This is a genomic window from Sphaerospermopsis sp. LEGE 08334, from assembly GCF_015207205.1.
Classification (GTDB): Bacteria; Cyanobacteriota; Cyanobacteriia; order Cyanobacteriales; family Nostocaceae; genus Sphaerospermopsis.
This window is the reverse complement of the sequence record NZ_JADEXH010000025.1, coordinates 62,724-88,423: the sequence shown is the minus strand read 5'-3', so window position 1 is coordinate 88,423 and position 25,700 is coordinate 62,724. Positions and strand designations below refer to the sequence as shown.

Here is a 25,700-nt window from a genome sequence, read left to right as displayed (position 1 = left end):
CAACCGCGCTAACTTAGGTATGGAAGTAATGCACGAGCGTAACGCTCACAACTTCCCCTTAGACTTAGCTGCTGGTGAAGTTGCTCCCGTTGCTTTGACTGCTCCTGCAATCAACGGTTAATTTGAAACTGGGTTTAATAAGCTTAGTTAAATAAGAAAATACCCTCCAATAATGGGGGGTATTTTTGTTTTAGGGTAAGAAATCAGCTTTTTTGTATCGGTTAGTCCAAAAATCACCTATTGTTGACAGAGATCGTAAGTGTTCCACCGGACATGATATGAATCGCCAAAGGCAAAAGGCAAAAGGCAAAAGTTAATATTCTCTCCCTGACTCCTGACTCCTGACTCCTGACTCCTTGAACTCCTGCTGTATCTTTTCCCAATTACCAATTACCCATTGCCTATTCCCAACCTCAACATATATGATAAGTATTCAACGAAACATGATATGATAGACAACTAACTTGTAACACAAAAGTCCATTTGGTATAAAAAGCTAAATACAGCGTGCCATACAGTCAATTATGGAGGAAGACAAATGTCCAACAGCCCAGGACTGTACATTATACTCGTCAGTGTTCACGGTTTAATTAGAGGTCAGAATTTAGAGTTAGGAAGAGATGCAGATACTGGTGGACAAACAAAATATGTAGTTGAACTTACCAACACTTTAGCCAAAAATCCCCAAGTAGAAAGAGTTGATTTAGTTACCCGGTTGGTGAATGATCCCAAAGTTAGTCCAGACTATGCCCAACCGATAGAAAAACTTTCAGACAAAGCGCAAATAGTTCGTCTTGCTTGTGGTCCCCGTCGTTATTTGAGAAAAGAAGTTTTGTGGCCACATTTAGACACCTTTGCAGATGAACTACTCAAACACATCCGCAAAGTGGGAAGAATCCCCGATGTAATTCATACACACTACGCAGACGCAGGATATATTGGTAGTCGGGTTGCTGGTTGGTTAGGAACGCCTCTAGTGCATACTGGACATTCCTTGGGAAGAGTCAAGCAGCAACGATTATTAGAACAGGGAACAAAACAGGAAGTTATCGAAGATCATTTTCACATCAGTACCAGAATTGAAGCAGAAGAAATTACCCTGGGTGGTGCAGCTTTAGTTATAGCCAGTACGAATCAAGAAGTTGAACAGCAGTATAGTGTATACGATCGCTATCAACCAGAAAGAATGGTGGTGATTCCTCCTGGTGTTACCTTAGAAAGATTTTACCCACCAGCAGATAATTGGCACAACCCACCCATTCAAAAAGAATTAGATCGCTTTCTCAAAGATCCCCAAAAGCCAATCATTATGGCGCTTTCTCGCCCCGCAATTAGAAAAAACGTCAGCAGTCTCATTAAAGCCTATGGCGAAGATCCTGAGTTGCGTAAATTGGCTAACCTGGTAATTGTACTGGGGAAACGAGATGACATCATGACGATGGAATCTGGTCCGCGTCAGGTATTTATGGAGATATTGCAATTAATAGACCGCTATGATCTTTATGGTCATGTTGCTTATCCTAAACATCATAACGCTGATGATGTACCGGATTTATATAGATTGACAGCTAAAACCAAAGGAGTATTTATTAATCCAGCACTCACAGAGCCATTTGGGTTAACCTTGATAGAAGCTAGTGCTTGTGGTGTACCTATTGTTGCCACTACTGACGGCGGTCCGAGGGATATCTTAGCAGCTTGTAAAAATGGTTTATTGATTGATCCTCTGAATAGTCAAGATATCCAAAATGCTCTCCGCACCACTTTAAAAGATACGGAAAAATGGCAACGCTGGTCTGATAATGGTTCAGTTAATGTCTGCAAACATTTTTCCTGGGATAGTCACGTTGAGAAATATCTAGAAAAAATCCGTCTATTTCCTCAACCAAAAATTCAATCTTTACTTAGTCCCCTACCTGCATCTCCTGCTGCTGAACATCCAGACTGGAATATACCTGATACAAACCACTTACCAACGGCAGACCGTTTTTTAGTTTGTGAAATTGATAATACCCTAATGGGTGACAAAGAAGCTTTAGAAAAATTGATTCATCGCATACGTAGCGAAGGACATACTACAGGGGTGGGTATTGCCACAGGTCGCACTTTAGAAAGTACCTTGAGTATGTTAGAAGAATGGCGTTTCCCCATGCCAGACTTGTTAATTACATCAGCAGGTAGTGAAATTTATTATGGTCCGCAGATTGTCACAGATACAGGTTGGCAAAAACATATTGGCTATCAATGGCAAGCTAAAGCAATTCGCCAAGCAATGAAGAATATCCCCGGTGTAGAATTGCAACCACCAGAAGCTCAACGCAAGTTTAAAATCAGTTATTTTGTGGATGAGGCTAAAGCGCCTAGTTTCCGGGAAATTATCCGCCATTTGCGTCGTCAACAACTACCTGTGAAGGGAATTTATAGTCACAATATGTATCTGGATTTAGTGCCTATTCGAGCTTCTAAGGGTGATGCGATTCGCTATGTGGCTTTAAAATGGGGTTTACCTGTTAACCGTTTTTTAGTAGCAGGAGCATCAGGTAATGATGAAACTATGCTTGGTGGTAATACTTTAGGAGTTGTGGTAGGAAATTACAGTCCAGAAATTGAAAAGCTGCGGGGTTTGCCACAGATTTATTTTGCCCAAGGTAATTATGCTTGGGGCATTTTGGAAGCTTTAGATCACTATGACTTTTTTGGGAATTTGTCTCACAAAATTAATTGATAATTGACAATTGACAATTGATAATTTAATTGTTTTATTCAAGGTTTAAAACCTCTCCTTTCCAGGGTAAAAACCCAAAAATTTCCGATTTTTCAAGCTTCTGACTTTCAGGGAGAGGTCATTGTCAATTGTCAATTGTTAATTATCGAACGGCTTGACAATTTCAGTGAAATCATCTATATTAATGTAATGTGTTCAGATTTATCGACACACCTCGCCCGAACCTTGAAAACCGCATAACTTCGTTCAGATGTGTCGATGGCTTACACCATAAGGATTTCAGGCTGCAATTTTGACCATTTCTTGAAGTTTTTTTTCCATTTTTCAGAGATGCGTCGATTAGGGTATCTGAAACCCTTGCTCTGTAAGGTTTCCAGAAGTGAACTCTTTACAAACTCATTTCCCCGCAAGGGGATGGAAACTTCAAATGCCGCCTTTGCGAACGCCACAACTTTGCTTTCCAAACTCATTTCCCCGCAAGGGGATGGAAACGGCCGCGGTGGCCTTTGAGTCGAACACGTTAGAACTTTCCAAACTCATTTCCCCGCAAGGGGATGGAAACTTTTTATATTCTGGATCTTCGCTGGGCAGAAGATGGCTTTCCAAACTCATTTCCCCGCAAGGGGATGGAAACGGGATACTCTCGTATACCTTCCCAACATCTGCACCTTTCCCAACTCACTTCCCCGCAAGGGGATGGAAACTACTCCACTTCCACTCTGGGGTTGCTACAGCAGTCATACTCCTTTCCCAACTCACTTCCCCGCAAGGGGATGGAAAGAACATCTTTTGCTATACTCTAATTGCTGATCAGGGACTTCCAGATAAAAAAATATACAATCAGTTCTTGTGGGGTAGGCATACTTCGACACGCTCAGTACAAGTCTTGCCTGCCCTTAAACCCGGACGGGCTAGAAGCCCATCCCACAATATTGGATCATTTATTTCTTGGAAGTCCTAGTAGTTACGCATTGACAATAAACTTTAAATGTGTATAGTCCTAAAACCCATATTTATCGTAGGGGTTTAGCATTGCTTAATGGTGTCAACTTAACCAAAAAATGCCTTATCTGTTAGCTTCCACACCCGCCATAAAATGAATTTCATGGCTAATAGCCAAAGTTTACTAAAGTAAACTATAGATTTATGGGTATTTTTAGTCATCTTTAGATGACTTTTGCTATTAGACTGGGAATTCATTCCCAGTCGGGTTATGGGTTTTACGTTAAGCTGACACTTATGAGCATTGCTAAACCCCTACAATATTGTTCTTTTTACGAGCAATATCATCATTGATTAAAGCCTGGAACACACTATTATGGTTAATACATATCATGGTTAATTTGTACAGTGCGTAAGTCCTAAGTCCCTAAAACCGCTTTTTTCATCCTGTTCATCCTTTAATCCTGGACATCCTGATTCAGACAGTTTCTCCAAAACTCCCCAAAAATGTCATGATATTAAAGTTGAGAAAATACTGGAGATAAAACTACGGTTTACGCACGTCCTTTAGCCCGGTTAATTGAACAACTGCAACGCCTTCCTGGTGTGGGTCCAAAATCTGCCCAGCGTCTAGCGTTGCATATTTTGAAGCGTCCAGAATCTGAAGTTGAAGCTTTAGCACAGGCATTGATTGATGCTAAAAAACAGGTAGGTTTGTGTCAGGTTTGCTTTCACCTTTCTGCTGAACCTGTATGTGATATCTGTCGCAACCCTAACCGGGATAATCAAACTATTTGTGTAGTTGCAGATTCCCGTGATGTGATAGCTTTGGAAAAAACCCGCGAGTATAAAGGGAAGTATCATGTTTTGGGTGGGGTAATTTCGCCGATGGATGGTATTGGACCTGAACAGTTGACGGTTCAAGCTTTGGTAAGGAGAGTTAGTCAACAAAAACCCCAGGAAGTAATTATGGCTATTAGTCCCAGTGTGGAAGGGGAAACAACTACATTATATATAGGACAGCTACTCAAACCATTTACCAAGGTAACGCGCATTGCTTTTGGTTTACCTGTGGGTGGTGATTTAGAGTATGCTGATGAAATTACTCTGGCTAGGGCTTTAGAAGGACGACGGGAATTAGATTAGTAAGCAGGAGTCAGGAGTCAGAAGAAGAAATAATTATCAATTATCAATTATCAATTACTTTTTTTGATACTTGATACTTTTGTTGTAATTGGTGCATTTTATTAAATAAATGCCAACAATATTCTTCAGGTAGTCCACAGGTGATTGCACCCCTTAGCACAACGTTAAAATACCAATCATTAGGTGCAACTTCTTCATTTAATTTGTTCACTACTACATAAGTACGAACATTTTTGTATATTTGATCTTTGTGGTGAATGTCTACTATTTCATGACGATAGAATTGTTGGGAAACACCTTCACGTTGATCGAGATGTTCGCTGAGTCTCCAAGGTAGCTGATAAAGTACACCTGTAACTAAGGATGTAGAATCATTTACCACATCTAAAACCCCACATTTACGAAGAGGGGAATAACCATAAAATCTGAGTTTATATTCTTTTAATATAGCCGGTCCGATGACATAAGGATATGTATTTTCACCAAGCGATCGCTTTAAATCCACTGGACACATACAAGAACCATAGGCAAAATAATAAAATGTCGGTTCTATCTCTACCTTTGCAGGATTTTGAGGTTGTACCCAACTGTGGTTTATTTGTCCACTGTGATTACTCATATTGCTGCTTTATATGATAATATAATAATGGTATTACGTTAATGATCATAAATTATCATATTCAGATCATATTCAATATATTTAAAGTTCGTAAATTTCTAATGGTAAATTATCTGGGTCTTGAAAAAAGGTAAATTTCTTGCCTGTAATTTCATCAACTCTGATATTTTCAACTTCGATATTTTGAGAGTTTAAATATTTGACACTTTCTTCAATATTCTCAACTGCAAAAGCAAGATGTCTTAAACCACAAGCTTCGGGTTTACTAGGTCTTGCGGGAGGGTGAGGAAAGGAGAATAATTCAATTTGGGTATTTCCTACTTTTAAATCTAGTTTATAGGAATTTCTCTCTTTACGGAAGGTTTCGTGAATAATGGGGAAACCGAGAATATCAACATAAAAATGTTTTGATTTTTGGTAATTTGAACAAATGATAGCGATGTGATGAATATTTAATATTTTTATCATAAATTGCTTTCTTCTATTCTTAAAAACAGTTCTATGGTTTCTTGCCACTGGTAAACTTATTCAATAAATCAATTACCTTTTTGGCATCCTTAATCGCTTGTTTTGCTTTAGAAATAAGAGTATTAGCAGCTATATAATCTTCATAGTCAACTTCACACCTAAGAAGACGTAACCGCTCTAAAATTTCTCCTAATTTTCCAAAATCACGGTTTTTAGTATAACTCTTTAATTCTGTAATTACATATTCATGTACACTATATTTAAGGGTTTTTAAATTATCATATCCTTCAAAATCTCGTAAATAGTTTCTAGTTAAACAGAAAGCAGAGTAATATGCCCTACTAATACAAGCGCGTATTTTCGCTTCATTAATTGATGCACTATTTGCCTGATTTGAGGTACTAATTACTTCATTATATAAAGTTTCTGCAACCTCTAAATAACTTAACCAATCAAATTTCATTCAAAATCCAAATGAATACAAAGATTTACAGCAACCCCTAATGAAGCATCTATCCACCAATTTTCATCCAGTTCATCTAGTTGATTTAGAGCTTGATCAACAGATTCTGCACTAGCACAAATAGAAAGTACCAGTTTCTCCCATTGAGGAGATTCAGGATCAACGTACAACTTTAATCTTAATTTCTCAGTGGGAAAATATTTTCTTATTTGTCGATGAGCTTCTAGCAGCACATCTATCAGGTTTGAATGCTTTTGCAAAAACCTGTGTACATCAATAACGTTTTCTACTCTGTAAAAGAAACCGATTTTGCTTAATTTATAAGTCCATCCGGTATCTTTCAAAAGAGGTTTATGTAGTTGTTCTGTTTTGATATGAAACCAATTATCTTTTTGAACAGAATTATTATCTATATATAATTTTTGCCGATTAGTTATATCAGCACTTTTGTCTAATAACTTTGTATTTCGCTTTTCTAAGAGCATTTTACCACCTTTTTATTTAGAACTTGCGTGAGGATCTAGATACAGAATCTGTGTTTTATCTAGCATGGATTGAATAACATCTGCTTCTACTAGAGATTGAGATAGTTGTTCTTGTAACTTTTTCACATCGTTTGCATCTAACGCCACATAAAACTCCTGTGAACCACTGGCATCTTGATATGAAATCCTTAATGTGTGAACTACCAAAGCTCCAGCTATACCTTCTTTTGTCTCTGTTTTGAAAACAGGTCTTATATCTGTAACAATACGCGAGTTTAAAAACATACTATCATATTCTTGTAACAAGCTCATGGCTTTAGAAGAAATACTAATAGAACCGTCAATTTCTAATATTTTATTCATTCTTTGTTCAAAACTTGCTAATTCTTCAGATGATAATTCTGAAAAGGCATCATCTTGAGATAAAGAATTGCTCAATCCTATAATGATTTCACTATTTTTAAGATTTTCTTGGGTACGGAGAGAGTAAATTGAACGAATAGCTCTGACAATCTCTTCTAAATCATGAATAGATATTTCCTCTATTTGTGCAGATAATTCCAATACTATGCTATCTATATTTACAAAGGGGTTAACTTCAGTGATTGCATTGAGTAATTTATTAAATAAAATTTCATCTATTTTGATAATTAAATTAATGCCCGATTGATATTGTTGTGGAATCCTTAGAGTTTTCATAATTTTTATACTTGATATTTGTTGCTGATTACAATTTACTAAATTAAACAAACTCAAACAAACTTGGATTTGAGCCAATAGAGGTGTTAGTTAGTGAATTGCGGAATTATTTTATTATCATACACTGAAAACACCTTCATAGGTTTACATTCTTTACCTTCTGAGCATGATCAATCAAATTATAGCTAAAGAAAGAATGTGTATGAAAATTTTAATATAAATTAAACGGGAGATAGATGTTTTTTGTAGAGGTTTAGCAATGCTAAACCCCTACTTAATTACTACCCTAAAATGGTCTTTGAGACAATCCTGGTTTTCTTGCGGTCTGCTTCCGAGAGTTCTTTACCGGCTTGCAGACGAGTAGCAGAAGTTTGCAATACGGTTGCGGCATTAGTATCACCAATTTGTAAAGCAGTTTTCGCTGCTGTTTGCAACATTGTGACAGCACCAGTGCGATCGCCTTGTTCTAATTTTGCCTCTGCAATCTGAGTTTGGCGATATTTAGCTAATACCAAAATTGACTGTAACACCTGGGTATTTAATGCTGGTTGGTAAGTCTGAGTAATATTAGCACATATCGGCATCAGCGTAGAAAGTAAGCCCTCTTTTTTCTGTGCTGGATCATCGTAGCGAATCTGAATATGTCCAATGACTTGTTCACCTTCTGGCAAATGTCCCAAATAAATATTCGCCAAAACTACTCTTTCTACATCTTTCATTAAATCACCCAAGCGAATCACAAAGCTACCATTAGCTTCGGTTTCCACTGGTAACTCAATGGTTTCTGGGGACACTTGGGCTATAGGTTTGAGTTCTGCTAACCGCACACCAGGAACAAGAGACAGCAATAAATGGGCATTGGTTAAGCCTACAGATTGAATGCGTTTAAACAAGCGGTTAAACTGTTCCACAGCTTGGTTAGGAGTCTCAATATAAGTGAGAGTACCACCACCAGCATCGGCGATTTTTTCTAGTAAGTCCTGATTCCAGTTATCACCAAAACCAAAAGTGTTAATGGTGATATTTAATCTGGTGGCTTTTTGTGCTAGTTGCAAACAACGCTTGTTGTCATGGGGTCCTATTTGCCATTTCCAGATTTTTAACCCGTTATCACCATGACCATCTGTGAGTAGAAAAGCTTGGGAAACAGCACCTTTTGTTCCTTTGAGCAATTCTGTAATTCCCAAAGATAAACCTTCACCAATAATAGTACCGCCTCCAGCTTTCAGACTTTTGTGTAACTGGGTTTTGATGGTTTTGGGGTCTTGAACGATTTGGTTAGGGATAATGACCTCAGCAGTACCCGCAAAAGCCACAATTGAGATCCGGTCTCCTGCCTTGAGTTGATCTAATAATTGTTCCACTGCCTGAATCACTGTGTTCATAGCTTCGCCGTGCATAGAACCGCTTTTATCGAGAATCAGGCATAAATTCAAGGGTATACTAGAATCAAGCTCATCGGCAATAGCCGCAATGGAAATTTCTAGTTGACGCTGGTTAGTAGTTTGGGTCGCGTCAACGTTAGTATCATTTAGTGCCGATAATAATTTAACTTTCATGTAGGAGGAGCATCCTGCAACACAGTTTTTGAGACAATTCTGGTTTTCTTGCGATCGCTCTCTGATAAATCTTCACCTGCTTGTAAACGAGTAGCTGAAGTTTGCAGCACCGTCGCTGCACTAGCGTCACCCATTTGTAAAGCTGTTTTGGCGGCGGTTTGGAGCATGGTGGCCGCCCCAGCGCGATCGCCCTGCTGTAATTTTGCTTCCGCTAACTGGGTTTGGCGATACTTGGCTAAAGCTAAGATTGACTGCTGCACCTGGGGATTGGTACTCGGTTGGTAAATGCGATCTACATTCACATAAACTGGCATATTGAGGGAAAATAAACCAGCTTGATCCAGTGCGGGATCATCGTAGCGTACTTGCACATTGGCGATCGCCTGTCTACCTTCTGGCAACTGTCCCAAATAAATATTAGCCAAAATCACCCGTTCCACATCTTTCATTAAATCCCCTAATCTCACTGTAAACCGTCCATCTGGTTCTGTTTGTACAGGTAATTCAATTGTCTCTGGGGCGACTTGAGCTATGGGTTTTAATTCTGCTAATCTCACATTTGGCATCAGGGAAAATAACAAGTAAGCATTTGTTAAACCCACTGTTTGCATCCGAGTAAACAAACTATTGAACTTATCCACCGCTTGTTCAGGGCGTTCAATATGTGACAAACTTCCTAACGCTGCATCCGCAATTTTTTCTAAAATATCCTGATTCCAATTGTCTCCAAACCCTAACGTATTTAAGGTTAAATTATAGTCAGACGCTAATTGAGCAAATTTCAAACAGCGATTATTATCACCATGTTCATTTTCTCCATCTGTCAGTAAAAACGCTTGGGAAATAGTATCTTTTTTACCTTTAGCTAACTCTTCTATTCCCAAACGTAACCCTTCATCAATTGCAGTACCCCCATCAGCGGAAAGACGATTAATTTGCTGTTTGATGTAATCTCGCTCCTCAATCACCTGATTAGGCACTAAAACCTTGGCACGATGGTCAAAAACCACGATACTCAGTCTATCCTGGGAACTAAGACGGTCAACCAACAAACAAGCCGCCTTTTTCACATTATCCAGCGATCGCCCCCGCATCGAACCACTATGATCTAATATTAAACATAGATTTAATGGTACACTAGGATCTAAAGTTTCCCCAATCGCCGAAATCGAAAACGCTAACTGACGTTGACTACTAGGTTGATTCGCGTCTACACAAGCATCATTGAGATGAGGTTGCAAGTTAACTTTCATAAAGTCAATTTTCCTAACGATATTATCTATATCTATTTATAAATAACTTCAATCTCTAGTTAACAGAGTACGGAAAACAGATAAAGGAGGCAGGAGGCAGGAATGTAATTATAGATGTTATACATCTATAATTACTCTTTACAAATCTTATTGTGATTTTCCCCCAAAAATGCCAAAAAAGTTTCAACACCCTTTTTTACCCCTAAATTATTGAGAATACTTGCGAATGACTCAACGTATTTTCAAGGGTCTTGACTTCTGGCAGGGTTGTGTTATGATAGGTTCTATAATAATCCAAGGGTGTAATATTGTCTAAATCAAGATAACCAGGATTTAAGGATTTACAGTATATTATTTAATGATGGTTGGTTATTCTTGAAGGCTTTTTTGTCTGAATCAGGATAACCAGGATTATAGGATTTACAGGATGTTATTTGATGATGGTTGGTTATGTACAAGATATGAAGGAATGAACCACGAAGGCACGAAGGACACGAAGGGAAGAGGTTTTAGAGAGATTTAACAACTTTATCCTGTACATCCTTAAATCCTGAAAATCCCACATTAAACAATCTGCGTTGATCCGCGTCCATCCGCGTTCCTATCCTGTAAATCCTGAAATCTTGATGCTGAGAATCTTTGTTCATCTGCGTTCCCAACCCAGGCTGTTAAAAACTCTATATATATTGCGCCCATAGATTTCCACTCATAACATAAGTGTACAACAGTATTTTCGGCTTGTCAAGTCGAAAAAACAAAATAAATAAAAAAACACAAAAAATATATAACTCCCAGTCCCCAGTCCCCTACCTAGAAATCCACACCCTTTAATTATTTTGCGATCGCGCTAGGATGTAATGTAATACAGTTAACGGCATAGTTTTAGGCGATTGAGATTCTATGGAACATTTTCCCATCAAAGCTGTACAAGCTGCCTATTACGGCGAAAATTCCTACCGCACACCACCCCCAGATTTACCTTCTCTGCTGTTAAAGGAGAGAATAGTTTATTTGGGGATGCCATTAGTTCCTGCGGTTACAGAATTGATCATCGCTGAACTACTATTTTTACAATCCGACGACCCAGAAAAACCCATTAAAATCTATATCAACTCTACTGGAACATCTGGTTACAGTGGCGAACCTATTGGTTTTGAAACCGAAGCCTTCGCTATCTATGACACCATGAAATACATTAAGCCACCCATCCACACCATCTGTATTGGTTCAGCAATGGGTATGGCTGCCATGTTGTTGAGTGCTGGGACAAAAGGTTGTCGTGCGAGTTTACCCAACTCTAGTATTATCTTGCATCAGCCCAAAAGCTACGCCCAAGGGCAAGCTACAGATATTCAAATTCGGGCTAAAGAAGTTTTGGCAAACAAAGCCTCAATGGTGGATATTCTGTCATGCACCACAGGACAAGCACCAGAAAAAATCACCAAAGACATGGATCGTCTATTGTACATGACTCCTTACCAAGCCAAGGAGTACGGTTTAATAGACCGCGTGTTTGAAAAAGAAGAACTCGCCAACCCTCCACTTCCTGCAAGTGTACTTTAAGAAGGTGACAGGTGACAGGTGACAGGTGACAGTAAGAAGGCAAAAATGTATTTTCCTTTCTTCTACTGTAACCCTGTTCCCTGTTCCCTATTCCCTAAATAAATTAAAATTGGAGTCGTAAAAATGCCTATAGGCGTGCCAAAAGTTCCTTACCGGATGCCCGGAGGACAATATACAGATTGGATTAGCATTTATGACCGTCTCTACCGGGAAAGAATTATTTTCCTGGGCAGAGATGTAGATGATGAAATTGCTAACCAAATTATTGCCGTTATGCTTTATTTGGATTCTGATGATCCGGGTAAAGATATTTATTTGTACATCAATTCCCCCGGTGGAATGGTGACATCTGGTTTGGCAATTTATGACACTATGCAACACATCAAATCTGATGTTGTCACTATTTGCGTGGGTTTAGCAGCTTCCATGGGATCTTTCCTGTTAGCAGCTGGTACTAAAGGTAAACGTTTAGCTTTACCTCACTCCCGGATCATGATTCACCAACCTTCCGGCGGTACTCGCGGACAAGCTTCTGATATTGAAATTGAAGCTAGAGAGATTCTGCGAATTCGTAGCCAGTTGAATCAGATTTATGCTAATAACACTGGTCAAGCTTTGTCTAAAATTGAAAAAGACATGGATCGGGATTTCTTCATGTCTGCTCAAGAAGCCAAGGAATATGGTTTAATTGACCGTGTGATTGAAGAACGCATCTAAACAGCGCAAAATATATTCAAAATTCAAGGTTAAAAATTCAAAAGCATCTTAACTTTGAATTTTTGATTTTGAATTTTGAATCGGAGTAAAGCAACATGGATATCGGAGATTGCTACCGTTTATTGGGGTTAAGGTCAGGAGCCTCTTTTGCTGACATTAAAGCGTCCTACCGCCGACTGGTACAGCAATATCATCCCGATCTCAACCCAGATGATGAAAAGTGTAAAGAAAAATTTATTGCCTTGACGGAGGCTTACAAACTCCTGCAAACGGTAGTACCACCTGAGGAAATAGCCATAAAATCACATAGTTCATCCCCTTCATCCCCTTCATCCCCTTCATCAGTGTTTGAGGATAGTTCTACCCAGGTAGCATCCCAACCGTCAGTATCAACAACAACGGTGATGCCACATCCACCGACGGTAGAGGATATAGAACACCGGTTAAAGTGGAAGACATATGAACAGTTGCAGCGGTTTTTACAAGAAAAACGTTTTCCCCAAGCGATCGCTCTGGTTGAAGCTTTAGCTGCTAGACTACCAGCGGATATAGAAGTAAAACAATGGCAAGCTATATCTTATCAAATCTGGGGACGGGCGTTAATTGCCCAAAAACAACTACCAAAAGCCAGAATTTATCTGAAAAAAGCTATTAAGACAGACCCCCACAATAAAGCTCTGTTTAACGAAGTCCAGCGCGATTTTGAACGGTTAGGGATTAAGTTTTAATTTATAGCAGGAGTCAGGAGTCAGGAGTCAGGAGTCAGGAGTTTTGAATTATTTATCAGCATGAATATAATCTACAAAGTAGAATTTAGGAATCAGCCAAAGTTTCAACCAGGCGTAAATTCCCATTCCTAAAAGTGCTGTAATTATTAATGGTAAACCCACTTTTAGACGGAAAGCATCAGGAAGAATTGCCACCCCAGATACAACTATGACAAAATAAGCTAAAAGTCCTATTTGTAAACGTTCTAAATTTTTAACTGTGGTTCTACAACTGCTACAATGTTGAGTATGTTGTTGATAACGATCCAACATCACCAAACGATTATCATTGATTTTACTTTCTGTATCCTTAATTCCTACCTCTTCCCAAGGTAGTTTACCTTGACAATATTTATCAAACCAAGTCCTAAATTCAATTACTAACCTATCTGCACTGGTAGGTAGTTTATAGGCTTTTTTCCAACTTTCACTAGATTGTTTTTGTTGCAATAAATATTCTTGCTGATTTAACAAAATCATATCACCATCTAACACAACATTTCTATTAGTAATATGATCCCACCAACGGGGTGTTAAATAATGAAATGTTTTCGCAAAATTACGACTAAATTGACCAACAATTCTCGATTTTCCTGGAGATACAGGTACACAATAAACTATCAGTCCTAATTTCTTTTCTGTCTGACCTAGACTAATCGCATATTCTAAACGACAAGGTGGTTCAAAAGTGATTGTTGTTGGTAAACCTCTGGGAATAGAAACTTCAATTAAATCAATTGTTGATTTAATTATATTCATAGGTATGGGTTGTGCTTTGTCTCGATTACCTTGTACTCCATGATGAGCAAAAGGAACATGACTAGGATCAGCTACATTTTCTACTAATGTCTGCCAATCATACTCTAAATCACGGACTATAGAAGTCCAAACAAATCCTTTACTAGCGTCTATTTGTGGTGATAAAGGTAAAGGTGTCTTTGCTGCTAGTTCCGGGGTTTTTGCATCTGGCCACACCCAAAGTAAGTCATTTTCCTGACGTACTGGTAAAGAAAGGACACAGAAATTTTCTTGATTTTTGGTGACAATTTCGGGATTTTCCGCTTGGGGAATGTGAGTACAGATACCTTGATCATCAAATTGCCAACCATGATAACTACACATTAAATTACCTGTTTTGTCATCAATACGACCTTCGCTTAAAGGTGCTAAACGGTGAGGACATTGATCTAAAAATACCCGGTAATTTGCAGATGATCTAGGTTTCCAGATCACTAAACGTATTCCTAACAATGTTACCGGGGTGGGACGTTGTGGATCAAGGTCTTCAATTGGTGCAAGAGGATACCAGTGCTGAAAAAAGTTAAATTCGGCTTGCATTCTATTTCTTGTAATAATTCAATTAACCAGGGCGTGAAAAAAATTTGAGAACAATTATTGTATGTCTGAATCTGTAATTTCTGAATCTGTAATTTCTGAATCTGTAATTTCTGTAACCGTTAAATTGTTCGCTGCTTATCAAGAAGCTTATGGACTTTCGGAATTGGTGCTGGAATTTCCTCATGGTACACCAGTAAAAGCTGTATGCGATCGCCTCATATCAGAACACCCAGAACTGAACCAATGGCGTGATGTTACTCGCTATGGCATCAATTTAATCTTTGTTGCACCAGACACCCCTCTCAAAGATAGTGATGAAGTCGTACTCATCCCCCCCGTTAGTGGAGGATAATTTTAGATTTTGGATTTTGGATTTTAGATTGATCCATTCCTACTCCCTACTTACTGTCACCTGTAACCTAATATCCGACTATTTTTGTCGGGTATGTTTGACGAGTATTTTGGCTCGTGTTACTATCGTTTTCAAAGTTGAAGCATATACGGGGAAAGCTAGTTTATGACTCAGGCCATCGCAAACTTAAACAAAGCCAACACTTCCATATTGAAAGCACTCAAGTGTAAAGAATGTGGTGCAGAATACGAACTCCAAGCTACTCATGTTTGTGAGTTGTGTTTCGGTCCATTGGAAGTTAAATATGACTATGATGTTTTGCGTCAGTCTGTTAGTCGAGAAACTATTGAAGCTGGTCCTAATTCCATTTGGCGTTATCGTCAGTTTTTACCCGTTGCTACCGACAACTATATAGATGTGGGAACAGGGATGACTCCCTTATTGCGTTCTCATCGTCTTGCCCGTCGCCTGGGTCTAAATAAACTTTATATTAAAAATGATGCCGTAAATATGCCCACCCTGAGCTTTAAGGATCGGGTGGTGTCTGTAGCACTGAGCAGAGCAAGAGAATTAGGTTTTACTACTGTTTCCTGTGCTAGTACCGGCAACTTGGCAAATTCTACCGCTGCGATCGCTGCCCATGCTGGTTTAGATTGCTGTGTATTCATTCCTTCTGACTTAGAAGCTGGTAAAGTCTTAGGTAGTTTAATTTACAGCCCCACCTTAATGGCAGTCAAAGGCAACTACGATCAAGTAAACCGCCTTTGCTCAGAAGTTGCTAATACACATGGTTGGGGATTTGTCAATATTAATCTTCGTCCTTATTATTCCGAAGGTTCTAAAACATTAGGTTTTGAAGTTGCAGAACAACTAGGCTGGGAACTACCAGATCATATAGTTGCACCTTTAGCTTCTGGTTCATTGTTCACCAAGATTTACAAAGGTTTCCAAGAATTTACTGAAGTTGGTTTAGTCGAAGGTAAAAAAGTTCGCTTTAGTGGCGCACAAGCAGAAGGTTGTTCTCCCATTGCTACAGCCTTCAAAGAAGGACGCGACTTTATCCAACCAGTAAAACCGAATACAATTGCTAAATCTATTGCCATTGGCAACCCGGCTGATGGGGTGTATGCTGTAGAAATCGCCCAAAAAACAGGCGGTAATATTGAATCAGTTAATGATGCAGAAATTATCGAAGGTATCAAACTGTTAGCAGAAACCGAAGGTATCTTCACCGAAACCGCAGGTGGTACAACCATCGCCGTGCTGAAAAAATTAGTAGAAGCTGGTAAAATTGATCCAGATGAAACTACAGTTGTGTACATCACTGGCAACGGTTTGAAAACCCAAGAAGCGGTACAAGGTTATGTTGGTGAACCTTTGACTATTGATGCCAAACTTGATAGTTTTGAACGGGCGTTAGAAAGATCCCGTACACTTGATCGCCTAGAATGGCAACAAGTTCTGGTTTAGTCGATGTGATTGGTAAATTAGAATTAACCACTGATCTTTAGGGGTTTAGCAAATGCTGAACTCCTTGTAACTCTCACTTGAAAACTAAAAAATAAACTTTGAAACTATGGCCGTAACAGTTTTAGTTCCCACTGCTCTGCAAAAACATACAAATAACCAAGCTACTCTTGCCTGTAGCGGTAGCACTATTGCTGAATTAATTGACTCTTTAGAAGAAGCTTGTCCTGGTATTAAATCAGTAATATGTGATGAAGCAGGCAAACCCCGCAGATTTTTGAATTTTTATGTCAACAGCGAAGATATCCGCTTTTTAGATAATACAGCAACACCTCTCAAAGATGGTGATGAAGTGAGTATAGTTCCTGCTGTTGCAGGTGGTTAAGCTACTGACTGATAATTTTCCGCCACAAAATAACTGATTATCTTCCTTTGTGTACTTTGCGAACTTTGCGGTTAATAAATCCCAAAAAATCTCAACAACACGAAGAAAATAAAGGTGCGTCAGATATGAAATTCTGACACACCCTACAAGTACAAAAAAAGGTTAATTAATCAAAAAAACCAAGATTAATTTTGCAGCAAAATACTAAGCTGTCAATAGTGCCTTTAAATCCTCACTTTTTAATCTTGGTCCGTAGGTTGTGACTACTTGAGAAGCTGCGGTAGATGCTAATTTTCCTGCTGCTTCATAACTCATTCCGTGGGTAATACCATAAAGAAAAGCTCCTGCATACATATCACCAGCACCCACTGTATCCACAGCATGAACTTGAGGTGCAGAGATTTCAATTAATTTTTCCCCATCAAATACTACAGAACCTTTGGGACCACGAGTAATAGCAAATTTCTGGCTGAGAATTTTCAGTTTATCTACAGCTACCTGAAAATCTTCTGTTTCTGCTAAACCTAACGCTTCACTTTCGTTAGCAAAAATAAAGTCTAAACCAGGTCCGATGATATCTAATAAACCATCTTTGAAAAATTTTACCATGTTGTAATCAGATAGGGACATGGTGGTTTTAACTCCGGCATTTTTAGCGATATCTCTAGCTTGAATAGCTGCTGCTTTACCAGTGGGAGATGTGACTAAATAACCTTCGATATATAAATATTCTGAATCTGCGATCGCCTCTGGAACTAATTCTTGACTCGAAAATTCTCCTGTAATTCCCAAAAATGTATTCATGGTACGATCAGCATCAGGAGTAACTAATACTAAACATTTACCTGTAATTCCTGATTGCAAATCAGCATTTTTTAAGTTAGTATCTACCTGACAATTCAGTAAATCTTGAATGTAAAACTCTCCAAATTCATCATTAGCAACTTTACAGGAATAAAAAGTTTTTCCTCCTAGTTGACTAATAGCCACTATTGTGTTTGCTGCTGAACCTCCACAACTTTTATGACAATGAAGATGTTTGAGATTTTCTAACATAAGATTTTGACTATCTTCATCTAGTAGTGTCATTACACCTTTATCAATGTTGAGCTTTTCTAGCAACTCTGGAGATACTTCATATTCTATATCTACCAAGGCATTACCCACACCATAAACATCATATTTCCTACCCATTTTTAGCTCCTCACAAATTATTGTTTGTTATCTTATATCATATCTGGTTGAACACTTATTATATCTGTTGAGGCTGGTAATTGGTAATTTGGAAAAGGCAATACGATAATGAAACAGCTATATCGTAAGTGATTGGGCAGACATGATATTACTCAAAGAAATTTTCAAACCTCCTCCTGACTCCTGACTCCTGACTCCTGCTATATATTCATTTGCGTTGAGTTAGTTGTTGTTGCCATTCTTGATGATGTTCGATATTATTTAAAACTATTTTCTGATAGGTTTCATTAATTAAATCAATGTTTAAAACCTGCCCAAAATTATTTTTTCTTGTCACATACCAAAATTCCTTACCTCTGTCTGTATAATAAGTTCCGGCTTTAATTAATCCCGGTACAAAAGTACCAGGGGCGCGTAAATCTTTCAGTGTTTTTGGTGGTATGTTTGTCGTGACAGAGATAATATGATTTAGGGGTATTTGCCAAAGTTTATGAAAGCGAACCGCTATAAGTTTTTCTGTGAAAGTAAATTCTATTTGCAAAGAGTTGTTTAAAATACTTAATTGCATAATTTATCCTTTGGATTCCCAATCACTTCTTCCCCAATCACCAACCCCAACAACATGATATGTAAAAATAGGAATGACTGACTATAGCACAGTTAGATAAAGGATTGACCTGAGCAATGGCAGAAGAAACCAATAAAAATCAAGCAGAAACCGAAAAACCCGCTGCTGCTAAACCTGCGGCCAAAAAAGAAAAACCTCCTGCGGTAGAAGATAAACCGTTTGAAGAGTTTATGCAGCAACATTATTTACCAGCTTTGCAAAAGGCGATCGCAAATGAAGGAGTACCTGATGCACAGCTAAGTTTTGCCAAGCAGAAGTATCCTATTATTGGCTTTGACTCAGCGGAAGAATGCTGGCAAATTATTGGTTCTTGGCAAAACGGACAAAAACAGTTTAACGTCTATTTCCCCGATGCAGACATTCAAGGTAAAAAGGGTTTTTCCTGTAACGAAGGTAAAAAACCCAGTACCTTGGAATCTTTCTTAATAGATGAACGCAAAATTACCCTTGATTTATTGGTATCTCGCCTAGTTTACCGTTTAAACGGTCAAAAATGGCTAGGTAGAAATTAATTATCAATTGAGAATTGACAATTGATAATTGGTGTTGTGTGAGTGCCTTTTGGTGCTACAATTCGTAAAAGTGGTAGGTAACGGCTCCAGTGATGGGGTCGTTGTCTATTCGTATATAGCCAGATTTCAGCATTTCTTTTAGGATTTACAGGATAAAAACAGGATTTTTATTTTTGGGTTTTAATTAATTGGAATTTAGACAGTTTCAAGATCCGAGTTTATAACTTACATAACGATTCAAACTTACATTTTCTTCTGCTGCTTCTATCGCTAGTTTACGATGAAGTTCTGGAGTAATACGAACTTGAAATTTACCACTGTAGGTTTTTTATGCAATAGGTTCGGGAATTTCTTCACCATTAGCTTCCATATCTAATACTATATCTTTGACCAAATTCGTAATCCCTTCTAAAGCCAAATTACGATTTTCATGAAGATAAGATAAGCTAGGAAATTCAGCACATAATCCTACAAATTCTTGATCTTCACTTGACCAGGTAATTTTATATGTGTAGTGGTCGTAGTTAACCATTTTCTATTCCCTCAATTTTTTCAATGGCTGCTAAAACCTGTTTGACTTGATAAAATTTTGCTTTTCCATTCTTTTCTTGAATGTTAACTCTTGGATCTCCAAACCAAGGTGTTTTATAGACACAATGACTTGTTCCTTGCTGTCTAGGTTCTCCGAAATAATGATTACAAAGTTTTACTAAATCAGTAAATTTGACATCTTCAGGATTATTTTTAATTTCGGCTAAAAGTTTTTCAATTTGTGCTATAGAAAAATTATAGTACCACTATTGATAGTATGTCAAGGAATATCCTAGAAATCCTAATTCCTTAATATTTATTGATAATTAACTAAAACTCAACCAACTAAAAACTTCTTTTACCGTCAATTCTAAATTAATACCTTCAATTATTTGTAACTTATCATCACCGTCATATAAATCAATTTTTTGCCCAGGAAACACAGCTAAAACACTTTCTTCTTCTGGGTTCATTAACCATCCTAATTCTGTACCATTGCGGGAACAATGTAATAATTTAGTTAATACCTTTTTTTGTTGTTGTTCAGGAGAAAGTATTTCTATTACCCAGTCAGGATGAATTTCAAAACGGTTGCTAATTTTCCCTGATGCGGTTTTGGGTATTCTATCCCAACGAAATACAGCTACATCCGGTACAATAGTATCACCACCAAAAGTACAGCGCAGTTCTGGGAAAGCATAGGCAATTTTTTGAGTTCCAGCTTTGGCATTAATAACTTCAATTAATTTAGCCTGAAGTAAGCTATGTTCACCCTGTGGCATTGGTTTTTGTATAATTTCCCCGTTAATAAATTCTGATGCTGGTTTAGTTTCTGGTAATTTAAGAAACTGATCTAGAGTAATTTGGCGTTCTCTGGCTATAGTCATAGTTATTAATGAAAGATAATCTTCATTATATCATTGATAACATAAACGTCATCACCAATTACCAATTACCAATTACCAATTAATTTTCACTACGTTGCCAAATTTTAATAGTTTTATCTAAACTTCCACTAACCAACATTTCACCAGAAGCAGTAAAAGTCAAAGCTGTCACTGTGTCACCATGACCGGAAAAAGTTCCTAATAATTCTCCGGTTTCTAAATGCCATAATTTAATAGTTTTATCCGCACTACCACTAGCAATAATTTGTTCATTAGGACTCAAAGTAACTGTATAAACTCCTTCCCGATGACTTTTAAGAGTGTGCATTAATTCCCCAGTAACTAAATTCCAAACTCTCACAGTTTTATCTTGACTACCACTAATTAAATATTTACCATTAGCACTCATAGCCAAAGAATTAACAATGTGAGAATGACCAATTAAAGTATGTACAGGTTTAATTTCTTGCTGATTTCTATTGTTAAATGAAGATGTTAACCGCCAAACTTTGATTTTGCGATAACTACCCGTTACCAAAATTTTACCATCTTCACTTAATACCATTGAATGGGCGGCAGTATCATCTAAACATAAAGTATTTTCAACTTGGCGATCGCGCAAATTCCAAAACAAGATTTTTCTATCATCTCCACCAGTTGCTAAACTTTTTCCATCAGGCATAAACGCCACACAACGCACACTACCTTGATGTTTATGGAGAATATCAATTAAATCTAACGCCCCAGTATGCCAAATTTTAATAGTAGAATCAGCACCTACACTGACTAAAGTTTGTCCATCGGTACTAAAAGCTAAAGAATTAACTTCATCTACCACACCAGAAACAGACCAAGGATATTCTGCTAAAGTTTCAATTAATTCACCTTTAGATAAATCCCATAACTTTGTTTCTCCACGACTACCACTAGCTAAAATTGGGATAGTTTTCACATTATGACCACCCAAATCTTCCACTGTCAAAGCTTTAATAGAATAGGCTAAACAGTTAATTCCTCGCGTGTGTCCTTTTAATGTTTGCCAACATTCCCAATCACCAATAATATGCTTTTGTGGATGTTCTGAAGGCAAAGTCTGAATCACTTCTACCATCATTTTATGATCGTTGATGGATGAATCATATTTATTACCATATTGATTGCCATTGAGAGATTCCAAATACCAATTTAAACCACCAGCATACAATAAACTACTCGGATGTAAATACAATTTTGGTTCATAAAAATGCAGTTGATTTGTAGGTAAAAAACCAGTGATCACTGTTTGCTTCTGATATCCTAACTTTGTATGTCCCGGATAAAACAAACACAAGAAAATTAATACTTGATGGTTTCTCACATCTTCCTGTGTTACCGTCCAGCGAATTTTATCTTTTTTAATGCCGTTAAAACTTTCTCCATCCGCTACATGAACTTGTACACTGATTTGGGAATTATTACTTAAAATATAAGTAAACTTACTTTCACCGCGCAAATTTCCCTCATCATCCAAAACCATATTTTCTAAAGTGTCTTGTGGTACTTTTTTCACTAATTTCCCCAAGCGTTCTATGATTACCTGATCTACAATTTGTTCACGCACAAGAAAATCTTCCGCTTGACTTTGGAAAAATTTAGGAAAAGGAATTGTCCAATCTGGTGGTTCAGGATATTCTGGAGGCATGGGTGGTGGATTTTTGGCGAGAATTTCCGCTTGTTTACGGGAACATTCCAGAATTTTTGCCAAAGAATCGCCCCAAAATACCATAATTTCACTGTGACAACCTTTGACTTGACCTTCCAAGAGAGATAGATCAATAGTCTTGGGTTTTTTCACCCTTTGCAGGAAGTCCGTTTGTTGCGCTTTGAGTAAACTAATCCAATCCATCTGCATGATAGTGACACACTATTGCATACTTAATGTAACTTATACCAAGAAATTTAACCGTTTTTATAATCTTTAGTTAAATAAAGATTAAGGAAATTTAACAATCTGAAAAATAGGAACTGATATTTACAGCAGATTTTCAGAAAATGAGATACAAACAACTTTAAATGATTTCCATAAATTCTAACTAACTCTGAAAACATCTTACTGTTTCTAGAGCAACATTTATAGTCACTTAGAAGGTTTATGTCAATAAATCAAAATCTTGGCTGATACAATGGTAGCGTCCCAAATGTTTAAGTTTGTTTTTATCCGATGACCCAAACCTTGACAGAAATTAACCACGTTCGCGAAGCGTCCCGTAGGGATAGACGCGAAGAGCGCGAAGGAAGAAGAATAAAGAGATTTTGCAGATGATAATTTTTTCTTTTTGCAAAATTATGATGCTCCTAATACAATCTTATAGCAGGAATTTACCAAATTGAGCAAACCAGGATATATTAATTATTTGTGTAACCAAAACATCTATCTGAGAAAATCACTATGTCAACTACATCTTACATTTTTGTCGCTGGAGCTAGTCGTGGTGTTGGTCAAGAAATCGCCAAATATTTGACAGCACACAATATGAAGGTAAAAGCACTCTTGAGAACAGAAGTAGTCGCTAAGGAATTAGAAGCTATTGGTGTTCATCCAGTATTAGGAGATGCTTTAAAAGTGGATGATGTAGAAAAAGCAATTTTGGGAAATGAACCTATCCAAGCTGTAATTAGTACCCTTGGTGGTTTACCTACAGATGGTGTCAAACCAGATTTTATTGGTAATAAAAATTTAATTGATGCCGCAGTCAAAGCTAAAGTACAAAAGTTTATTTTAGTTACATCTATTGGTTGTGGTGATAGTGTAGGTGCGCTTCCTCCTCAAGCTTTAGAAGCACTCAAACCAGTATTAATTGAAAAGGAAAAAGCAGAACAACACCTGATAAATAGCGGACTCAACTATACAATTATTCGGCCCGGTGGTTTAAAATCAGAACCAGCTACAGGTAATGGTATTTTAACCGCAGAACCCCGAATTGTTGGTAGTATTCACCGTGCTGATGTTGCTGAATTAGTTTGTCGTTGTTTAAATTCTACTAATGCTAATAATCAAATTTTATCTGCATTAGATAAAAATATGATTTATCCAGGTTTACCAGAATTTGTAGAGTTTGATTTAGGTAATTGGTAATTGGTAATTGGTAATTGGTAATTGGTAATTGGTAATTGGTAATTGGGAAAAATAAAATTGATTACCCAGTCACCAGTCACCAGTCACCTATTCCCCAGAAATTTGTAAAAATACTGTTCTTTTTCGCGCCCCATCTAATTCAAAAAATAATACAGATTGCCATATTCCTAATGCTAATTTACCCTCAACAATAGGAATTACTTCACTGGTGGTTAACATCATTGCCATTAAGTGCGAATGGGCGTTTATTGGTTCGTCTTCGGGAACATCTCTTAAATGCAAGTCGTTATGTAAATATTTATCAGTTTCTGGGGCTAATTTTTGTAAAAAAACCTTGACATCTTCTAAAAGTCTCACTTCATTTTCATTAATAGCTAAAGCTGTTGTTGTATGTCGAGAAAATACTAATACTTGACCATTTTTGATGTTTGTTGAATCAATAAATTCTTGAATTTGTGGGGTAATATTATGAATATTTATTCCCGGTTGAGTGGTAATTTCTAGTGTTTTGTTAATAATTGGCATGGCTTGAGTTGGTAACTTTATATATTAAAACGCAGATGATATGGATGTGCATCTTCATCCATCTGTGGTTATGATAACAGGACTTACGCAAAACACAACGAAAGTAGGGGTAATTCATGAATTACCCCTACGTAAGAATCAGGTTTTTATTCCAATCTTGCGTAAGTCCCAGATAAGATAATTTGTAATCCTTTGACTAATCTTTCTATTCCTGCTTTTGCTGTTTCTTGTTTTAATGCACCATAGGCAACTCGCAAATAACAACCGTCTTCTATCCCGAAGGTTGTACCTGGGATGACTGCTACTTTATGTTCTTGAATTAATCTTTTTACTAATTCCAAAGCATCTATTTGAGTATGTACTTTTAAGAAAAAGTAGAAAGCCCCATTTGCAGGTGTGATGGTACATAAACCTTGTAATTCATTAAGTGCATTAATTACTATTTCCCGTGTTTGGGCAATTGTTTGAATATGATCTTTTAAATAATCTTCTTTTGCTTGTAATGCCCCTAATGCTGCATACTGGGAAACGACGGGAGGACAAATTAAAATTGTATCTTGGACTTTTTTGACTGCATTTAATAGATGTTGGGGAATTACCATATAGCCAATACGCCAACTTGCAAAACCATAAGCTTTGGAAAGGCTATAAAGGGAAATTGTATATTCATTACTTCCCGCAAATGCACCAGGGGAAATATGTTTTATTCCCTCATAGGTAAAATATTCATAGGCTTCATCACTAATATGATAAATACCCCGTTCCCGACAAATTTGATTAACTTGTTTTAATGCTGCTTCTGAATATATTACACCTGTGGGATTATTCGGCGAAATTGTGACAATGGCGCGGGTTTTTGGTGTAATAGCTTTGGCTATATTTTCAGGAATTAATTGATAATTTTTGTCTGTTGCTACTAAAATTGGATGACAACCCGCCATTGTAATTGCCATTTCATGATTGAAATAATAGGGAGTGTTTAATATAATTTCGTCACCTGGGGAAGTTATGGCTAAAATAGCATTCATAAAGCCCATATTACTACCGGCTGTGACAACAATACAATTTTGATTGTTAATTTCAATGCCGTTAAATGTTGATAATTTTGTTGTTAATGCTGTAATTAATTCGGGTATTCCTGTAACTGCTTTGTAAAGATTATTTGTGGCATCGTTGAGGAATTTTGGTAATAGTCCTATTGCTTCTGGTGGTGGACTATAGTAAACTACACCCTGTCCTAAAGAAATTGTACCGGGAGAATTTTTGATTAATTCCCCAACTACGGGAATAATTGGTGATTGTACCGCATTCATGCGAGAGAATTGATATTTCATAATTAATAACCTAAGTTGCTAGTTAG

The 25,700-nt window shown here is 37.5% G+C and carries 25 protein-coding genes, 2 pseudogenes and 1 CRISPR repeat array; of the genes and pseudogenes, 11 read left to right on the top strand and 16 right to left on the bottom strand.

Annotated features, from left to right (window positions below; translation table 11 throughout):
* The 3 genes and pseudogenes from IQ237_RS15295 to recR all read left to right on the top strand — a co-directional run.
* A pseudogene (locus IQ237_RS15295) lies at positions 1-121 on the top strand (photosystem II q(b) protein); the annotation flags it as partial.
* A gap of 417 nt (positions 122-538) precedes the next feature.
* Positions 539-2,725, top strand: coding sequence for an HAD-IIB family hydrolase (locus tag IQ237_RS15290; RefSeq protein WP_194056585.1), 2,187 nt, complete (start codon positions 539-541; stop codon positions 2,723-2,725).
* Positions 2,726-3,111: 386 nt separating this feature from the next.
* A CRISPR array of direct repeats spans positions 3,112-3,506; the repeat unit is 36 nt; unit sequence CTTTCCAAACTCATTTCCCCGCAAGGGGATGGAAAC.
* Positions 3,507-4,255: 749 nt separating this feature from the next.
* Positions 4,256-4,813 carry a recombination mediator RecR gene (gene recR / locus IQ237_RS15285; RefSeq protein WP_228020333.1) on the top strand — a complete coding sequence of 186 codons (558 nt, stop codon included), beginning with the start codon at positions 4,256-4,258 and terminating at the stop codon, positions 4,811-4,813.
* A gap of 43 nt (positions 4,814-4,856) precedes the next feature.
* Here recR and IQ237_RS15280 read toward each other — a convergent pair whose 3' ends face one another.
* The 7 genes from IQ237_RS15280 to IQ237_RS15250 all read right to left on the bottom strand — a co-directional run bounded on the left by IQ237_RS15280 (position 4,857) and on the right by IQ237_RS15250 (position 10,359).
* Positions 4,857-5,432, bottom strand: a complete 576-nt coding sequence (locus tag IQ237_RS15280) for a gamma-glutamylcyclotransferase (RefSeq protein WP_194056583.1) — start codon at positions 5,430-5,432, stop codon at positions 4,857-4,859.
* A gap of 81 nt (positions 5,433-5,513) precedes the next feature.
* On the bottom strand, positions 5,514-5,897 hold the full coding sequence (locus IQ237_RS15275; RefSeq protein WP_194056601.1) for a VOC family protein: 384 nt from the start codon (positions 5,895-5,897) through the stop codon (positions 5,514-5,516).
* A gap of 34 nt (positions 5,898-5,931) precedes the next feature.
* Positions 5,932-6,363 carry a HEPN domain-containing protein gene (locus IQ237_RS15270; protein WP_194056581.1) on the bottom strand — a complete coding sequence of 144 codons (432 nt, stop codon included), beginning with the start codon at positions 6,361-6,363 and terminating at the stop codon, positions 5,932-5,934.
* A complete protein-coding gene (locus tag IQ237_RS15265) occupies positions 6,360-6,848 on the bottom strand; it encodes a hypothetical protein (protein WP_194056579.1) in 489 nt (162 codons plus the stop codon). Before IQ237_RS15265 ends, IQ237_RS15270 begins: the two co-directional genes overlap by 4 nt.
* Positions 6,849-6,860: 12 nt before the next feature.
* Positions 6,861-7,547: a hypothetical protein gene (locus tag IQ237_RS15260; RefSeq protein ID WP_194056578.1), complete on the bottom strand. Its 687-nt coding sequence runs from the start codon at positions 7,545-7,547 to the stop codon at positions 6,861-6,863.
* Between the two features lie 281 nt (positions 7,548-7,828).
* Positions 7,829-9,106 (bottom strand): VWA domain-containing protein, encoded by a 1,278-nt coding sequence (locus IQ237_RS15255; protein ID WP_194056576.1) that lies wholly within the window; start codon positions 9,104-9,106, stop codon positions 7,829-7,831.
* Positions 9,103-10,359 (bottom strand): VWA domain-containing protein, encoded by a 1,257-nt coding sequence (locus tag IQ237_RS15250; protein ID WP_194056574.1) that lies wholly within the window; start codon positions 10,357-10,359, stop codon positions 9,103-9,105. Before IQ237_RS15250 ends, IQ237_RS15255 begins: the two co-directional genes overlap by 4 nt.
* A gap of 900 nt (positions 10,360-11,259) precedes the next feature.
* Here IQ237_RS15250 and IQ237_RS15245 point away from each other — a divergent pair.
* The 3 genes from IQ237_RS15245 (at position 11,260) to IQ237_RS15235 (ending at position 13,367) form a co-directional block, all read left to right on the top strand.
* Entirely contained in the window at positions 11,260-11,922 is a 663-nt protein-coding gene (locus tag IQ237_RS15245) for an ATP-dependent Clp protease proteolytic subunit (RefSeq protein ID WP_194056572.1), read from the top strand.
* A gap of 123 nt (positions 11,923-12,045) precedes the next feature.
* A complete protein-coding gene (locus IQ237_RS15240) occupies positions 12,046-12,639 on the top strand; it encodes an ATP-dependent Clp protease proteolytic subunit (protein ID WP_096571907.1) in 594 nt (197 codons plus the stop codon).
* Between the two features lie 95 nt (positions 12,640-12,734).
* Positions 12,735-13,367 carry a J domain-containing protein gene (locus IQ237_RS15235; RefSeq protein WP_194056570.1) on the top strand — a complete coding sequence of 211 codons (633 nt, stop codon included), beginning with the start codon at positions 12,735-12,737 and terminating at the stop codon, positions 13,365-13,367.
* A 48-nt stretch (positions 13,368-13,415) separates the two neighbouring features.
* On the opposite strand, the gene IQ237_RS15230 is transcribed toward IQ237_RS15235, so the two are convergent.
* Positions 13,416-14,744, bottom strand: coding sequence for a Rieske 2Fe-2S domain-containing protein (locus tag IQ237_RS15230; protein WP_194056568.1), 1,329 nt, complete (start codon positions 14,742-14,744; stop codon positions 13,416-13,418).
* A gap of 91 nt (positions 14,745-14,835) precedes the next feature.
* On the opposite strand from IQ237_RS15230, the gene IQ237_RS15225 reads away from it, so the two are divergent.
* From IQ237_RS15225 to IQ237_RS15215, 3 genes are all read left to right on the top strand, one after another.
* Positions 14,836-15,096, top strand: coding sequence for a MoaD/ThiS family protein (locus IQ237_RS15225; RefSeq protein WP_194056599.1), 261 nt, complete (start codon positions 14,836-14,838; stop codon positions 15,094-15,096).
* Positions 15,097-15,261: 165 nt separating this feature from the next.
* On the top strand, positions 15,262-16,566 hold the full coding sequence (gene thrC / locus IQ237_RS15220; RefSeq protein WP_194056566.1) for a threonine synthase: 1,305 nt from the start codon (positions 15,262-15,264) through the stop codon (positions 16,564-16,566).
* A 106-nt stretch (positions 16,567-16,672) separates the two neighbouring features.
* Positions 16,673-16,948 (top strand): MoaD/ThiS family protein, encoded by a 276-nt coding sequence (locus IQ237_RS15215; RefSeq protein ID WP_194056564.1) that lies wholly within the window; start codon positions 16,673-16,675, stop codon positions 16,946-16,948.
* A gap of 204 nt (positions 16,949-17,152) precedes the next feature.
* Here IQ237_RS15215 and IQ237_RS15210 read toward each other — a convergent pair whose 3' ends face one another.
* Together IQ237_RS15210 and IQ237_RS15205 are read right to left on the bottom strand one after the other, a co-directional pair.
* Entirely contained in the window at positions 17,153-18,142 is a 990-nt protein-coding gene (locus IQ237_RS15210; RefSeq protein ID WP_194056561.1) for an adenosine kinase, read from the bottom strand.
* A 208-nt stretch (positions 18,143-18,350) separates the two neighbouring features.
* The gene (locus tag IQ237_RS15205) at positions 18,351-18,710 is read right to left on the bottom strand and encodes a hypothetical protein (protein WP_194056559.1); all 360 of its coding nucleotides are present in this window, start codon (positions 18,708-18,710) and stop codon (positions 18,351-18,353) included.
* Positions 18,711-18,826: 116 nt separating this feature from the next.
* On the opposite strand from IQ237_RS15205, the gene IQ237_RS15200 reads away from it, so the two are divergent.
* Positions 18,827-19,282: a DUF2996 domain-containing protein gene (locus IQ237_RS15200; protein WP_194056557.1), complete on the top strand. Its 456-nt coding sequence runs from the start codon at positions 18,827-18,829 to the stop codon at positions 19,280-19,282.
* A gap of 205 nt (positions 19,283-19,487) precedes the next feature.
* Here IQ237_RS15200 and IQ237_RS26335 read toward each other — a convergent pair.
* The 4 genes and pseudogenes from IQ237_RS26335 to IQ237_RS15185 all read right to left on the bottom strand — a co-directional run.
* Positions 19,488-19,598 (bottom strand): annotated as a pseudogene (locus IQ237_RS26335) (toxin-antitoxin system HicB family antitoxin); the annotation flags it as partial.
* A 12-nt stretch (positions 19,599-19,610) separates the two neighbouring features.
* The gene (locus tag IQ237_RS26330; protein WP_228020325.1) at positions 19,611-19,814 is read right to left on the bottom strand and encodes a hypothetical protein; all 204 of its coding nucleotides are present in this window, start codon (positions 19,812-19,814) and stop codon (positions 19,611-19,613) included.
* A gap of 325 nt (positions 19,815-20,139) precedes the next feature.
* Positions 20,140-20,700, bottom strand: a complete 561-nt coding sequence (locus tag IQ237_RS15190; protein ID WP_194056555.1) for a Uma2 family endonuclease — start codon at positions 20,698-20,700, stop codon at positions 20,140-20,142.
* A gap of 79 nt (positions 20,701-20,779) precedes the next feature.
* Positions 20,780-22,591: a WD40 repeat domain-containing protein gene (locus IQ237_RS15185; protein WP_228020323.1), complete on the bottom strand. Its 1,812-nt coding sequence runs from the start codon at positions 22,589-22,591 to the stop codon at positions 20,780-20,782.
* Between the two features lie 537 nt (positions 22,592-23,128).
* On the opposite strand from IQ237_RS15185, the gene IQ237_RS15180 reads away from it, so the two are divergent.
* Entirely contained in the window at positions 23,129-23,815 is a 687-nt protein-coding gene (locus tag IQ237_RS15180) for an SDR family oxidoreductase (RefSeq protein ID WP_194056553.1), read from the top strand.
* 87 nt (positions 23,816-23,902) lie between these two features.
* On the opposite strand, the gene IQ237_RS15175 is transcribed toward IQ237_RS15180, so the two are convergent.
* Positions 23,903-24,340, bottom strand: coding sequence for a secondary thiamine-phosphate synthase enzyme YjbQ (locus IQ237_RS15175; protein WP_194056551.1), 438 nt, complete (start codon positions 24,338-24,340; stop codon positions 23,903-23,905).
* 146 nt (positions 24,341-24,486) lie between these two features.
* Positions 24,487-25,674 carry a pyridoxal phosphate-dependent aminotransferase gene (locus tag IQ237_RS15170; RefSeq protein ID WP_194056549.1) on the bottom strand — a complete coding sequence of 396 codons (1,188 nt, stop codon included), beginning with the start codon at positions 25,672-25,674 and terminating at the stop codon, positions 24,487-24,489.
* Positions 25,675-25,700 lie beyond the last annotated feature (26 nt).